The organism is Bifidobacterium sp. ESL0690, assembly GCF_029392315.1.
Classification (GTDB): Bacteria; Actinomycetota; Actinomycetes; order Actinomycetales; family Bifidobacteriaceae; genus Bifidobacterium.
Window position 1 is genome coordinate 1387159 of record NZ_CP113939.1, and the last position, 15442, is coordinate 1402600.

The 15442-nt window shown below is 58.1% G+C and carries 8 protein-coding genes and 1 pseudogene; 1 reads left to right on the forward strand and 8 read right to left on the reverse strand.

What is annotated here, in order from left to right; genetic code table 11:
* Positions 1-12: 12 nt before the first annotated feature.
* The 7 genes and pseudogenes from OZX62_RS05655 to argH form a co-directional block, all read right to left on the reverse strand.
* Entirely contained in the window at positions 13-216 is a 204-nt protein-coding gene (locus OZX62_RS05655; RefSeq protein WP_277175270.1) for a hypothetical protein, read from the reverse strand.
* Between the two features lie 9 nt (positions 217-225).
* Positions 226-1263, reverse strand: coding sequence for an HAD-IIA family hydrolase (locus tag OZX62_RS05660; RefSeq protein WP_277177045.1), 1038 nt, complete (start codon positions 1261-1263; stop codon positions 226-228).
* 356 nt (positions 1264-1619) lie between these two features.
* Positions 1620-3575 (reverse strand): annotated as a pseudogene (locus OZX62_RS05665) (hypothetical protein); the annotation flags it as partial.
* A 119-nt stretch (positions 3576-3694) separates the two neighbouring features.
* The gene (gene tyrS, locus OZX62_RS05670) at positions 3695-5017 is read right to left on the reverse strand and encodes a tyrosine--tRNA ligase (RefSeq protein ID WP_277175271.1); all 1323 of its coding nucleotides are present in this window, start codon (positions 5015-5017) and stop codon (positions 3695-3697) included.
* Between the two features lie 207 nt (positions 5018-5224).
* Positions 5225-5974, reverse strand: a complete 750-nt coding sequence (locus OZX62_RS05675) for a GDSL-type esterase/lipase family protein (protein ID WP_277175272.1) — start codon at positions 5972-5974, stop codon at positions 5225-5227.
* A gap of 179 nt (positions 5975-6153) precedes the next feature.
* Positions 6154-6714 carry a hypothetical protein gene (locus OZX62_RS05680; protein WP_277175273.1) on the reverse strand — a complete coding sequence of 187 codons (561 nt, stop codon included), beginning with the start codon at positions 6712-6714 and terminating at the stop codon, positions 6154-6156.
* A 135-nt stretch (positions 6715-6849) separates the two neighbouring features.
* Positions 6850-8334, reverse strand: coding sequence for an argininosuccinate lyase (gene argH, locus OZX62_RS05685; RefSeq protein WP_277175274.1), 1485 nt, complete (start codon positions 8332-8334; stop codon positions 6850-6852).
* A 526-nt stretch (positions 8335-8860) separates the two neighbouring features.
* Here argH and OZX62_RS05690 point away from each other — a divergent pair.
* Entirely contained in the window at positions 8861-13774 is a 4914-nt protein-coding gene (locus tag OZX62_RS05690; protein ID WP_277175275.1) for a BspA family leucine-rich repeat surface protein, read from the forward strand.
* A gap of 314 nt (positions 13775-14088) precedes the next feature.
* Here OZX62_RS05690 and OZX62_RS05695 read toward each other — a convergent pair whose 3' ends face one another.
* Positions 14089-15327, reverse strand: a complete 1239-nt coding sequence (locus OZX62_RS05695; protein ID WP_277175276.1) for an argininosuccinate synthase — start codon at positions 15325-15327, stop codon at positions 14089-14091.
* Between the last annotated feature and the right edge of the window lie 115 nt (positions 15328-15442).

A 15442-nucleotide genomic window follows, 5' to 3' on the forward strand; every position in this document is an offset into this window, starting at 1 on the left:
TTCTCTCGATAATCATGCTCGCTGCTGACTATTCAAATCCTCGTTCAGCGTTCCCCAAACATCCCGGAACACCTCGATTTTCTGTTCGTCATCCATGTCAGTGAGATCCTCAAGCTCGGGGTAATGCTCACAAAGGTCCTCAAATGATGTTTCGCTTTGACGTTCGGCATCATTGGTATTGCCAGTCTGCGCATTGTTCACGTATTGAGGAGCCATTGTTATCTCCTAGAGACTGAAGTCAGGAAGCTGCAATGTTGCAGCATTGACACTCTCGTTGTCGGCCAAGTTCCACAGAAGGCTGCAGGCGGCACGCAAGGCGTTGATATCACTGGAGTCGCTGACTTTGACTTCGTCACCGACCAGTTGCGCCGACGCGGCTCCGCACTTCCACTCGGATTTCGAAACCTGAACCGGACCGGGCATGGCCTCGTGCAATTCGCGCAGGTCACGGGAAATATAGGTCGGGCGCAGGTGCGGTTGGGCCAACATCAACTGCTTGGGGTCGGCGACACCGGTAAGCACGACCAGAGAGTCATAACCACCACGATTACCGGCTTCGATATCGGTGTCGAGCCTGTCGCCGATGGCGAGGCATTGGTCTTTGGGCACCAACGTTGCACCGTCGTGCGAAGCCAGAAGACGCGCTTCGTCATACATTGCTGCTTCAGGCTTACCAGCTGAAGCGACGGGTTCAACGCCGGTGGCGGTGATGACGGCCTGAACCATCGAACCGGAGCCGGGAGCGATGCCCAATTCGCGCGGAATCGTCAGGTCGCGATTCGTGACGAAATACTTGGCTCCACGCTCCACGGCGTAAGCGGCATTGGCGAGTTCGGTCCAGACAACCTCGGGATACCAGCCCTGCACCACGGCAACCGGATTATCCTCAACGCGATCGACAACCGTAAGGCCCTGCTTTTCCAGTTCCTCACGCAGGTGCCCGGCACCGACCATGAACACCTTGGCGCCTTTCGGCACGGCGCGCGCCACCATCCGAGCAGCGACCACCGACGAGGTGATGATCTGCCAGGCTTCGACTTCGAGGCCGAAGCCACGGAGCTGCTCGGCCACGGTTTCCTGATAGCGCGAGGAATTGTTGGTGGTGTATTCCACCGTCATGCCGGCCTGCTGGGCCTTCGTGATCGACTCGCTGGCGTAATCCACCGGGTTTTTGCCGCGGTAGACCACGCCGTCGAGGTCGAGCAATGCCAGCTTATAGGCCTGTTCGATGGGCTGTTCGGTTGCTTTGAGCACTGTTGGTATTACTCCTCTTCGCCGGATTCGTCTTTTTCGTCGGCGACTTCCTGCTCTTGGGCTGGATCGGCGGAATCTTCGGCGCCTTCGGTGGTTTCCTCGGCGGGCAACTCATTCTCGTCATCGTCCGCATCGCCTTCGGTTTCCGCCTCGTCGTCCTCACCGGCTTCGCCTTGGGCTTCTTCGTCGGCAACCGAGTCTGCCGACTCGTCCGGTTCGCCGGATTCATCAACGATTTCCATGCTGTCGGCGTTCTCCTTGGCGGTGGCCTCAGCGCTTTCCTCAGCTTCTGGGGTCTGCGGGTCGAGAGCGGACTGGGACTGGTCGTCGGTATCCGCGTCCGTATCCAGTTCCTCTCCTACCTCTTCATCGGTTTCGCTTTCCTCATCGTCAGCATCCTCATCAGATTCATCCTCATCGGAATCGTCTTCATCAGTCGTATCAAACTCGGAATCGTCAGAATCGTCGTCATCAGATGCATCGGACTGAGCATCATCGGAATCGTCGGAATCTGAATCACGCTCGTCGTAATCGTCATCATCCTCATACGGATCGGGTGCATACTGCGCGTCGTCTTCGGTGATGCCGAGCTCTTCCATCATGTCGTCTGGCAGACGCTCAAGATCGTAGTCAATGACCACTTCTTCGGCGTCTTCATCATCCTCGTCCTCGTCGGCGTACTTGTTTTCAAGCTGCTCGATGGTGGTGTCGAGGTCGGCGGCTTCGTCCCCGCGTCCGCCTTCCTCAAGGAAGTACTGTTCGGCCTGCAGCGCACGCATGCGGTAGGCACCGGGAAGCCCCTTGGTGCCGGCCAGCTTGCTGACCACGTCCACGGCCTTGTCCCAAAGCCCTAAATCGCCAAGCGCTCCGGCGTAGACCAGGAACATTTCGGCCTTTGATTCGCCGTTCAGTGCCTTGGCATCGTCGGACATCGCCATTTCGATGGCGCGCTTCGGGTTGCCCAGCCCTCGTTCGCAGTCGGCGATGAACGGCAGATAATCGTTGTAGCCGTTCATGCGGTGCGCGGTGCGGAATTCCTTCAGCGCGGTCTTGTAGTCGCCCTGACGGTAGGCGATGAACGCCAGCGTCTCGCGGGAGAAATCGATGCGGGAAGCCTGATGGGCCACCCATTCTGCGTGGTCTCGTGCGGCCTTCGGATCGCTTTCCTCAAGCGAATATGCGGCGAGGATATGCAAACCGATGTTCTCGGCGTGCTCCTTGGAAAGTCCCCTCAGACGTTCCTTTTCGTCCTTGGAAAGCATCGACCATTCCATGCCCTTGGGCATGCGCGGTTCGCCAGGACGGCGGTCGGTATACGGGTTCTGCGAGGGGAACGAGACAGTGCCGTCGGAATTGCGGCGTGGGCCGTTGTGCATGTATTCGTCGCGGCCGTCATTGTGGAATCCTCCACGGCTGTCGTCACGACGGTCGTCGCGATGGTTGTTGTAGCTCTTGTATCCGCCGCGGTCGCCGTCACGCCTGTCGTCGCGGTGGAAGTCACGACGATCGTTGCCACGGGAGTTGTAGCCGCCCCTGCGGTCATCGTTGCGACGGAAGTCACGACGGTCGCCATCACGACGATCATTGCCACGGTAGCCTCCGCGCCTATCGTCATCATGCCCGCGATAACCGCCGGAACGATAGCCTCCACGACGGTCATCATTACGATGGAAGTCCCTACGGTCGTCTCCACCGCGATATCCGCCACGCCTGTCATCGTCGTGACGGTAACCGCCCTTGTGGAAGTCCCTACGGTCACCATCTTTATGGAAATCGCGCCTGTCATCACGACGGAAGTCCCTGCGATCACCATCACGATAGTTATCCCTACGGTCGCTGCCGCCGCGATAACCCCCGCGTTCACCGTCACGATGGAAGTCACGGTGCCCGCCACCATTGCTGCGATAGCCACCACCGCGCCTGTCATCATCGTGTCCGCGATAACCGCCGGAACGGTAGCCTCCACGACGGTCGTCGTTGCGATGGAAGTCCCTGCGGTCTCCATCACCGCGGTAACCGCCACGCTCGCCGTCACGGTGGAAGTCACGACGATCTCCGTCGCCGTGTCCGCGATAGCCACCGCTGCGTTCTCCGTCACGACGGTCGTCACGATGGAAGTCACGGTGTCCGCCGTTGCCACGATAGCCGCCACCGCGTCGATCGTCATCATGTCCGCGGTAACCGCCGTGACCACCCTTGTGGAAGCCGCCGCCATGGTTATTGCCACGGAATCCGCCGTGGCCGCGATAGCCGCCGCCTGAACGGGACGAACCGTGACCGTATGAGTTGCCGTCGCGGTTGCCGCGCTGTTCTTCTGCCATATGCTTATACCTTTTGCTTGGTTTTGGTCATCCCGATATTTGATAGAACGGAATGATCCTAAATATTTTCTTGTAATAAATTCTAATCGACTTGATGAAGGCTTGGTTGAAGCTTGCTGTCAGCCAAGTTCGACGGCTCCGACCGCCTTCTTGCCGCGACGGATCAACGCAAAGTGATCGGCAAGGAAGTCGTCGCCGGCCAGCTCCTGATCCTGGTCCTCTACGCGTACGTTGTTGACGTAGACACCGCCGGACTTGATGGTCTTACGGGCCTCGGAAATCGACTTGAACAGTCCCGCGGAAACGGCGGCCTGAGCCACACGTTCGCCGACAACGGCCTTGGCGAAGACCTTCTCGCCTTCCTCATTTTCGATCTTGAGGCCATCGATGGAAGATTCCAGCATGTCGGAGGAAATCGATTTCAAATCGCCCCCGCGTCCGAAAAGTGCCGAAGCCGCGTCAATCGCTTCCTGCGTGGTCTTCTCGCCGTGCACGAAGCTGGTGACTTCCCAAGCCAACGCCTTCTGCGCTTCACGCGCACCAGGGTTGACCTCAGCCTCGTGCGCGAGCCGCTCGATTTCGTCCTTGGGCAGGAAAGTGAACGCCTTCAGCAGCTTCAGCATCTCGCCGTCGGGCTGGTTGTACCAGAACTGATAGAACTTGTACGGGCTGAGCATCGTCGGGTCGAGCCACATGGCGTTGCCTTCGGACTTGCCGAATTTCTTGCCTTGGCTGTCGGTGATGATGGGGCTGGTGAACACGTTGACGCTCTCGCCGCGCACCTTGCGAATAAGGTCGAGGCCGCTGGTGAGGTTGCCCCACTGGTCGGAGCCGCCGAGCTGCAGGGTGCAGTTATATGTGTCGTAAAGATGCAGGAAATCGTTGCCCTGCAGGACCTGATAGCTGAATTCGGTGAAGGAGATACCTTCCTCGCTCTTAAGCCTTCTGGACACCGTATCTTTGGCCAGCATCGTGCCCATGCGGAAGTTCTTGCCGACGTCGCGCAGGAAATCGATGACCGACATATTCGCGGTCCAGTCATAATTGGAAACGAAGCGCACCGGGTTGTCGCCATCGGTCACGAGAATCGTGCCGATCTGCTTCTTCAACCTGCGGGCCCAGCCTTCGACGACGTCCTTCGGATTGAGCGTACGTTCGCCGCTTTGGCGCGGGTCGCCGATCAGACCGGTGGCGCCGCCGACCACCGCAATCGGATGATGGCCCGCCTCCTGCAGATGACGCATGTTGATCAGCTGTACGAGATTGCCGATATGCAGCGATGCCGCGGTGGGGTCGAAACCGCAATAATAGGTAATCGGCCCGCCGTTCAACGCTTTGGCGAGCTGATCCCGGTCCGTGGACTGGGAAATCAACCCGCGCCAGTTCAATTCATCGAAGACGGAGTCGAATCCCGCTTCCTTGAAATTGGTGACGTGAGCCATAACCGTATTCCCCTATTCTTTTGTATCAAAACAACCGGAGCCGAACGACTCCTGAACCAATCCATTTTCGCAGATGACGGCGACACAGCAATAACAAAGTCGATACGGGATTTGGGCTTGTATCGTTATTGTATTTGTTATCACAAAATCAATAACATTTTACGATAACTTATGTCGGCATTAAATACATGAAAGACGAGCCGAACGTTATGCGGCGGCAAGTTCCTGCACGAACGTGGTTCCGAGCTTTGCGATTACGCCTGCAACCATATAGCTGTAACCTTTTGCACTGGGATGGAAATGGTCGGGCGAGAAGAAATCGGGCGCGTCGGCGTGCACGTTTTCATGGATCATATCGACATACCTGGCGTTGTGTTCTGCGCAGACTTCCTTGCTGACCGCAGCCTGCTCGTCCATCTCGTGTTCGAGCGCACAACGCAATGCCTTGCCAAGCGACGGCTCGTGCTGCATCTGGCCGGGGCTCAGGACAACAATATGATCGCTTAACGGCTTGGCTTCATCAAGGACAGCGGAAAGGTCGGCACGCCATTCGTCCAACGTACGATTGGCCATGATGTCGTTGGACCCGGCGCAAATCACCAAGATATCGAACTTCTTGCCGCTTTTCAACACTTCGGGAAGCAGACGGTAGCGGACGCGCCGCATCGTGGCACCAAGTTTGCCGTGCGCTTCCCATCGAACGTCACGCTTGAAAGCTTGCGCAAATCCTTGCGCCAAGTCAGGTATGAGACCTTCCTGTTGGTCTTGTGTACCGCAAGCAGCCACCATGGAATCACCTATTGCGCACACGCTCAGAGGTTTGACATCATCAGACGTTGACCCATCGAATTTCCGGACACCGAACGGCTCTCCACCAGGCGCCTCGGCGAGATGAATCGTATGCTTCGCCCGAATCGCCTCGATTGCCGCCAATGGAGTCCCGATACCCAACGTCATGCCTACTCACGCCTTTCGTATTGTCGTGCTTTCAACATGCCATCGTACTCAAGGAGATGCCGAAAATCACCGCAATGTGTCTGGTTTCACGTAGGCCGGGCCGTCGCTGATGGAATCGGCGAATGCCTTGGCCTCGGTAGGGTAGTCGCCTTGCACTGCAACATTACTTTTTCGCACCATCACGCCCTTGTCGTCATCATTCCAGTGAAATCATCACGCAATCGGTCAGCCAAATAAGCAGGCAAAAGATTGCGCTGCTCCGCGTCGGAAATAGCGTCAAAGCGATAGTCCAACCTTGTGTCCTTGGCTTCACGAAACGCGTCAAACAGATTTTGCAGACGTATGCCACGCACGATGTCCACAGGATGCTTCTCCCTTACAGTGACCACATGGAGCCAAGAAGGTAAACGTTTTGAAATATGATGAGGCGTCTTCACTGTCGTTTGCACAGGATTGGCGTTGGCGAGGTTATAAAAATCCAACACCGAAGAGCCTGTAAGATAGGCACCTTCACCCGCCAGCGCCAAAGCCGAAGCATAAGCGGCATCTCGTGGATCAACAGATACGCGATCATCGATGACTTCGTATACGCCCGAACCGCGTTTGTTGAACATGTCGGGGTGACGGCGAACGTACTGACGGAGCGACGATTCATTGAAACCAAATCGCTTCATATCCATTACTGTCACGATTCCGTTATTATTATTTGCGCAATCTATTACTTTATTTTCAAGCATCATACATCCAGTATGTCACGTTTTAGTAAATAACACAAATTTTGTAAACCTAGGTTAAGCCTGTCGAAGAACGCGATTGCATATGACCATGTTCCAACAATCAACCGATACGGAACGGCCAAAACAAAGCAATAGCATTCACCGCAATGTGTCTGGTTTCACGTAGGCCGGGCCATCGCTGACCGAATCGGCAAATGCTTTGGCCTTTGCAGCGAACCGCTTGGCTTCGGCAATCTGCTCACGAACACGTACCGGAGCGGTACCGCCCTTGCCGTCGCGCTGATCGACGGATCCCTCCACCGAAAGGACCTTACGCACTTGCGGAGCCTTGTCGGCGGGCAGGAAGTCTTTGAACACAGTCACGAAATCGTCATCGGTCAGATCCCAGAGCTCAACTCCACGGCCCTCGGCCAGCTGGACGCAGGCACCGGAAAGCTCATGGGCGTGGCGGAACGGGACACCCTGCTTGACGAGCCATTCGGCGATGTCGGTGGCCAGGGCGAAACCGGTAGGCGCTTGGGCTTTGAGCCGGTCGAGGTCGAAAACCATTGTGTGCACCATGCCGGCGAACGCGGGCAACAGGGTTTCGAGTGTGTCGACCTGGTCGAACACGGCCTCCTTGTCTTCCTGAAGATCGCGGGCGTAGGCCGTCGGCAAGCCTTTGAGCGTGGCCATCAAACCGGTCAAGTCGCCGATAAGACGGCCGGACTTGCCTCGTGTGAGTTCGGCGATATCCGGGTTCTTCTTCTGCGGCATGATCGAAGAGCCGGTGGAATAGGCGTCATCGAGACGGACGAAAGCGAATTCCTGCGTGTTCCAGATAATGATTTCCTCGCTCAGGCGGCTCAGGTCAACGCCGATCATCGCGGCGATAAACGAGAATTCGGCTACCAAATCGCGGCTTGCAGTGCCGTCGATCGAATTGGCAGTAACGCGTGAGAAACCGAGCTCGTGAGCCACGGCTTCAGGGTCAAGTCCCAGCGTGTTGCCTGCTAATGCCCCTGAACCGTAGGGGCTTTCGTCCATGCGCTTGTCCCAATCGGCAAGCCGATCAACGTCGCGTAGCAACGGCCAAACGTGTGCCATCAGCTGGTGAGCGAGCAGGACAGGCTGAGCGTGCTGCATATGCGTGCGCCCGGGCATCACCGCTTCCCCGGCCTTCTCGGCCTGACCAATCAGCGCGTCAACCACACCAAGCACCAAACCGGCGACCGTGCGGGCATGACGACGCAGCCACATGCGGATAAGGCAAGCAATCTGGTCGTTGCGGGAACGTCCGGCACGCAGTTTGCCGCCGAGCTCGTCCCCCGCGATCTCAAGCAGCCCACGCTCCAACGCCGTAGCTTCGTCCTCATCGTCTTCAACAGGAGCAAACTCCCCGGAATCCACGAGCTTCTGCAGCTTGTTGAGTGCATCTTCCATCCGCTTCAGCTCGTCATCGCTCAACAACCCAGCCTTGCCGAGCGCTCGAGCATGCGCCCGCGACCCGGCGATATCGTCATCGGCCAGCCGCCAATCAAACTGCGTCGACTTCGAAAGCCGTGCCAACTCCGGCGAAGGCCCGGACTTAAACCGTCCGCCCCACAGCGCCAGATGCTCGTCATTTTTGCCTTGTTGCGACATGATTTGTTTCCCTTCAATCTGTCAATCCGTTTTCCTGTGAGACACGCCCAGGACACGCTGCACATTCCCGCTTTAGATTGTAGCCTGCCCGTTCCCTGAGCAAATCACTCAATCAAAAGGGCATAAACAAAGGCTGCTACAAGAAGCTCTGTTAAATACGATATTTCTGCTGATTCTGCAGTGTTAGCTAGTTTCAAATTAGGTTTAAAATAAGGATTTACCTCATTTCATATACATCGTATCAATGTTCTGTATAACTCTTTGTCCAACGTGTATGACTAAAGTTACGGACAACAAGAGTCATGCATTGCGACATATCGCAAGTAATTTGTATTGCCGCATTCGAAGGAGAGGATTTGGTTATGGGTGTTTTCGAAAGTATTGCAACATATATGATATGTATTGCAATGACCATAACTTCTACCCCCCCCCCGCGAGACTTATCCATTCGTTAGTATCTAATCAACAAAACACTTCCAGCACAGTCGCTTCCAATCATAATCATTCGCTTCGTGACCATCACCACGTGAGCAACACCCCTCGAACGCAATCCATACATCCGGTCAAGCAAACCTTAGGTACTGGCAAACCGGACATCAGTCGTTACATCAATTCAGCCGATCAATCAAACGCAGTACCAACCCCTCAAGCAGCAAGCAACCGTCAGAACAACCAGACATCTTCCCGACTCACCCGAGAACAACCTGTAGTAGGCCCACAGTCTTCATGTACGCCAAACAACGGCACATGGGGCGCTGCCCCTTGGACGCTAGACGGCGACTGCAAGCTAACCATAGGAGCTGGCGACACCAACTCGACCACCAGCCAGAACGCTTTTGGCAGCAGCGTCATCAACAGCACCACCACAGTCGTCATCAACGGCACCATCACCATCAGGACATCCGGCGCATTCCAATCCTGGCCCAACCTCACCAACCTCACCACAGCATCGAGCGGCAAGGCGATCCTCGTCGGCACCATGACCAACATGTTCGCTGGCAACCCCCTGCTGACCAGCGTGGACGTGACCGGGTGGGACACCGGCAAAACCACCAACATGACCTTCCTGTTCTACAACAACCCGGAGCTCACCACCATCACCGGGCTGAACACCTGGACCCACAACGGGCCCGACACCGGCGTCAACATGAACGCCGTGTTCTACGACAACCCGAAACTCGCCAACATCAACCTCACCGGCTTCGACACCAGCCACGCCACCAGCATGGCCAGCATGTTCGCCAGCGACGCCGCCCTGACCACCCTCGACCTCTCCGGCTGGGACACCAGCCGGGTCACCAACATGGCCAGCATGTTCCAGGGCGACACCGGCCTGACCACCCTGAACCTCTCCGGCTGGGACACCAGCAAAGTCGCGAACATGACCAACATGTTCCAGAACGACTCGGCGCTGACCACCCTCGACCTGTCCGGCTGGGGCTTCCAGGCCATCATCGACAGCAACGGCTACGGCCAGATGTTCTCCAACACGCCCGCCCTGACGACGGTGAGGACGGCGGGGTGGACCGGCGGGTTCTTCACCGGCCTGAGCATCCTCAGGACGATCGCGAACCTGAAGAGCCTGGACCTGTCCACCTGGAACACCGGCACCGTGACCAGCATGAACCAATGGATCTCCGGCTTCCCGAACCTGCAGAGCGTGGACGTGACCGGGTGGGACACCGGCAAAACCACCAACATGACCTTCCTGTTCTACAACAACCCGGAGCTCACCACCATCACCGGGCTGAACACCTGGACCCACAACGGGCCCGACACCGGCGTCAACATGAACGCCGTGTTCTACGACAACCCGAAACTCGCCAACATCAACCTCACCGGCTTCGACACCAGCCACGCCACCAGCATGGCCAGCATGTTCGCCAGCGACGCCGCCCTGACCACCCTCGACCTCTCCGGCTGGGACACCAGCCGGGTCACCAACATGGCCAGCATGTTCCAGGGCGACACCGGCCTGACCACCCTGAACCTCTCCGGCTGGGACACCAGCAAAGTCGCGAACATGACCAACATGTTCCAGAACGACTCGGCGCTGACCACCCTCGACCTGTCCGGCTGGGGCTTCCAGGCCATCATCGACAGCAACGGCTACGGCCAGATGTTCTCCAACACGCCCGCCCTGACGACGGTGAGGACGGCGGGGTGGACCGGCGGGTTCTTCACCGGCCTGAGCATCCTCAGGACGATCGCGAACCTGAAGAGCCTGGACCTGTCCACCTGGAACACCGGCACCGTGACCAGCATGAACCAATGGATCTCCGGCTTCCCGAACCTGCAGAGCGTGGACGTGACCGGGTGGGACACCGGCAAAACCACCAACATGACCTTCCTGTTCTACAACAACCCGGAGCTCACCACCATCACCGGGCTGAACACCTGGACCCACAACGGGCCCGACACCGGCGTCAACATGAACGCCGTGTTCTACGACAACCCGAAACTCGCCAACATCAACCTCACCGGCTTCGACACCAGCCACGCCACCAGCATGGCCAGCATGTTCGCCAGCGACGCCGCCCTGACCACCCTCGACCTCTCCGGCTGGGACACCAGCCGGGTCACCAACATGGCCAGCATGTTCCAGGGCGACACCGGCCTGACCACCCTGAACCTCTCCGGCTGGGACACCAGCAAAGTCGCGAACATGACCAACATGTTCCAGAACGACTCGGCGCTGACCACCCTCGACCTGTCCGGCTGGGGCTTCCAGGCCATCATCGACAGCAACGGCTACGGCCAGATGTTCTCCAACACGCCCGCCCTGACGACGGTGAGGACGGCGGGGTGGACCGGCGGGTTCTTCACCGGCCTGAGCATCCTCAGGACGATCGCGAACCTGAAGAGCCTGGACCTGTCCACCTGGAACACCGGCACCGTGACCAGCATGAACCAATGGATCTCCGGCTTCCCGAACCTGCAGAGCGTGGACGTGACCGGGTGGGACACCGGCAAAACCACCAACATGACCTTCCTGTTCTACAACAACCCGGAGCTCACCACCATCACCGGGCTGAACACCTGGACCCACAACGGGCCCGACACCGGCGTCAACATGAACGCCGTGTTCTACGACAACCCGAAACTCGCCAACATCAACCTCACCGGCTTCGACACCAGCCACGCCACCAGCATGGCCAGCATGTTCGCCAGCGACGCCGCCCTGACCACCCTCGACCTCTCCGGCTGGGACACCAGCCGGGTCACCAACATGGCCAGCATGTTCCAGGGCGACACCGGCCTGACCACCCTGAACCTCTCCGGCTGGGACACCAGCAAAGTCGCGAACATGACCAACATGTTCCAGAACGACTCGGCGCTGACCACCCTCGACCTGTCCGGCTGGGGCTTCCAGGCCATCATCGACAGCAACGGCTACGGCCAGATGTTCTCCAACACGCCCGCCCTGACGACGGTGAGGACGGCGGGGTGGACCGGCGGGTTCTTCACCGGCCTGAGCATCCTCAGGACGATCGCGAACCTGAAGAGCCTGGACCTGTCCACCTGGAACACCGGCACCGTGACCAGCATGAACCAATGGATCTCCGGCTTCCCGAACCTGCAGAGCGTGGACGTGACCGGGTGGGACACCGGCAAAACCACCAACATGACCTTCCTGTTCTACAACAACCCGGAGCTCACCACCATCACCGGGCTGAACACCTGGACCCACAACGGGCCCGACACCGGCGTCAACATGAACGCCGTGTTCTACGACAACCCGAAACTCGCCAACATCAACCTCACCGGCTTCGACACCAGCCACGCCACCAGCATGGCCAGCATGTTCGCCAGCGACGCCGCCCTGACCACCCTCGACCTCTCCGGCTGGGACACCAGCCGGGTCACCAACATGGCCAGCATGTTCCAGGGCGACACCGGCCTGACCACCCTGAACCTCTCCGGCTGGGACACCAGCAAAGTCGGCACTAACATGAGCCAAATGCTGCCAAATGGGTTGCGGATGCTCGAACTCGGCAAGAAAACCAAGCTGACAACGGACGCGTTCGCCCTGGTCTCGCCGTCAATCACATGGGACAGGCTCAGCGGAACGGGCACCGATGCGACGGTGGCCGAGGAGTTCCCCGGCACCGCGGCCCTGGCCGCACGCGTCTCCTCCTCGAATCCGGAGGGTATTTATGTCGACAGGACCCTACCCGGCCTCATCCTCGAGGTAGGCCCGAACGGGGGCACCACCGAGGCCATGCCCATCATCGTCGACACAAGCACCGGACCGAAGACGCTCACGGTGCCCCAGGCCGACGTGCTGCGCACCAACAAGCCCCATAGCCTGTTTGACAAGTGGACGGACGACCATGGCGACACCGTCGAGCAGGGGCAGACCATCTCCCTGAGGCAGGGCGAGTATTCGCCCCGGCGCGTCCTGGTCTTGCACGCCCAGTGGCGGGCCATCACCCCCCGCATTAGCACGCCCAAGACTCATGTGGCTTCCAATGGCGACACCACCTTCGATGTGACAGCCACTGACGCGTCCAAGCTCACCAGCGGCCTCAACCACGAATGGGAATGCAGCAACGGCACCTGCACAGTGACCGGGGAATCAGTTGTTGGTTTGCAGCCGAATCCAGGAGCACAATACTCGTTGACGGCCTCTTCAACGAACGTGTCTGATCCAAACACTCACAACACTGTTTCCGGCGGCAGTGTAACGCAAACAGGCTATCTGTCATACGCCAAAGTGGAGTTCGATGCGAACGGCGGCACCGGCGCTCCTGCAGGCTTCACCGCGTTCGCCGACAGCACCAGCGGTCACACGGTGACGGCCATCTCCACCAGCTCCATCCCCACCAAGGGGCCACACGACGTGTTCACCGGATGGGCGGAAAGTGCCAGCGCCTCCAATCCCGACGCGACGTATAACCCAGGCAAAACGCTGGCCGGCACCACCACCGGCGGAAAATCCACCACCCTCTATGCCGTATGGCACACGGTCGCGGCGCCGTCCATCACCGCCACCAGAAATGGAGACAACACTGTCTCGCTTACAGCCACAAGCAAGCCAATGGCGATGGGCGACAAAATCCACTATTGCATCCAACCCACGGCCGGAGGCACGCAGAGCTGCTGGGACGACACCGTAGGTGCAGGCACCTGGGATGGGAACACCACTCACGAGTCCACTCACATCATCCAGCAAGCCGATATACCGCGGAAAGGACGCTACGATCTCAGCGCCACGCTGACCACCAGCGACCCGTGGCGGACGGCGGGTAGCGTCGTCACCAGCGCAACCACCGAGACGAACGTTCTTATCCAAGGCCTGTATGCGCATGCGCTCCCCTTCACCGGCGAGCCGGGACGGCGAATGTTCCTGCTCTTGCTCGCCATTGGCGTCATGCTCATCGTGACCAAGTGGCTCCACGGCCAAAAGCAGCGGGCTGCCATAAGCAGCCGACGCTGACGGCGCCACTAAACAATACTTCCCGTTCTGACTCGGATATTCATTAGCTGGGTCAGGACGGGAACCCCAACCGGGTGTCAGCGCGCAACCAACACAACCAACAACAAACCCACGCGCTGGCACCCACATACTTTGCGGTTGATCACTTTGTGGTTGATCACTTTGTGGTTGATCACTTTGTGGTTGATCACTTTGTGGTTGATCACTTTGTGGTTGATCACTTTGTGTGATTCATAAACAAAGTCTCGTTATGAAAAGCAATAGCTCCTCATAACGAGACTTTGTTTTTTAGTCGACAGGATTATTCGTTGGAATCACTCGACGGAGTTGTCCGGCACTTCGATGCCGTTACCGAATTTCACATCGCGGGCGGCGGCGACCTTGTCGGGCAGGCCGTAGATCGAGATGAATCCGTTGGAGGCGTTCTGGTCGTAGGTGTCGCCGGAATCGTAGGTGGCGAGCTTGTAGTCGTAGAGCGAGGAATCGCTGCGACGGCCGGTGACCACCGCGCGCCCCCCGTGCATGACCATGCGGATTTCGCCTGAAACGTAGCGCTGCGTGTCTTCAATGAAGGCGTTCAACGAACGAACCGCGGGCGAGAACCATTGTGCGTCGTAAACCAGCTCGGCCCAGCGCTTGTCGATGTCACGCTTGATGCGGTGCTGTTCGCGTTCGAGGCAGCAGTTCTCAAGTTCTACGTGCGCGGCGATAAGCGCCACGGCACCGGGAGCTTCGTAGAGCTCACGGGACTTGATGCCGACCAGGCGGTCTTCAATAATGTCGATGCGGCCGATGCCTTGGGCTCCGGCGCGGCGGTTCATCTCTTCGATGGCCTGCAGCGGGGTGACGTCCTTGCCGTCAATCTTCACCGGCACGCCCTGCTTGAATTCGATGACGACCTCATCTTCGACCGGCGGGAACGCCGGATCGTCGGTGTAGGTATAGCAGTCCTTGGTCGGTCCGTTCCACGGATCCTCGAGGAAGCCGGTTTCGATGGCGCGGCCCCAGACGTTCTGATCGATGGAATACGGGCTCTTTTCGGTCTGGGTGATCGGCAGCTTGTGGTCCTTGGCGAATTGGATTTCGACGTCGCGAGTGAGCGAAAGGTCACGAATCGGGCTGATGGCCTTCAGGTTCGGGTCGATTGAGGCGATGGAGACCTCGAAACGTACCTGATCGTTGCCCTTGCCGGTGCAGCCGTGCGAAATGGTGTCCGCGCCGAACTGGTGGGCGGCACGCACGAGATGCTTGGAAATCAACGGACGAGAAATGGCGGAAACCAGTGGATAGACGCCTTCGTACTTGGCATTGGCTTTCAGCGCGAGCATGCAGTATTCCTTGGCGAATTCCTCACGGGCATCAACCACGTACGCCTCGACGGCACCGCAGGCCAATGCACGCTGACGGATGGTTTCAAGGCTTTCGCCGCCCTGGCCGACATCCAATGAAACAGCGACGACATCCTTGCCGGTGCGCTCCTTCAGGTATGGAATGGCAACGGAAGTATCGAGACCTCCGGAATATGCGAGTACGATGCGGTTCTTATCGCTCATGACAGCCCTTTCTTCAAAGCTTTATACAATTATATATACACGATTTCGTATAAATATTCAATCAGAATGCTACTGTGTCCAAACTTTGAGACAGCACTCGAGAGAATATCAATAC

Excerpts from the sequence above, each read along its gene's own strand:
- OZX62_RS05655 (WP_277175270.1), bottom strand. The coding sequence starts at position 216 with ATGGCTCCTCAATACGTGAACAATGCGCAGACTGGCAATACCAATGAT.
- tyrS (WP_277175271.1), bottom strand. The coding sequence starts at position 5,017 with ATGGCTCACGTCACCAATTTCAAGGAAGCGGGATTCGACTCCGTCTTC.
- OZX62_RS05675 (WP_277175272.1), bottom strand. The coding sequence starts at position 5,974 with ATGACGTTGGGTATCGGGACTCCATTGGCGGCAATCGAGGCGATTCGG.
- OZX62_RS05680 (WP_277175273.1), bottom strand. The coding sequence starts at position 6,714 with ATGATGCTTGAAAATAAAGTAATAGATTGCGCAAATAATAATAACGGA.
- argH (WP_277175274.1), bottom strand. The coding sequence starts at position 8,334 with ATGTCGCAACAAGGCAAAAATGACGAGCATCTGGCGCTGTGGGGCGGA.
- OZX62_RS05695 (WP_277175276.1), bottom strand. The coding sequence starts at position 15,327 with ATGAGCGATAAGAACCGCATCGTACTCGCATATTCCGGAGGTCTCGAT.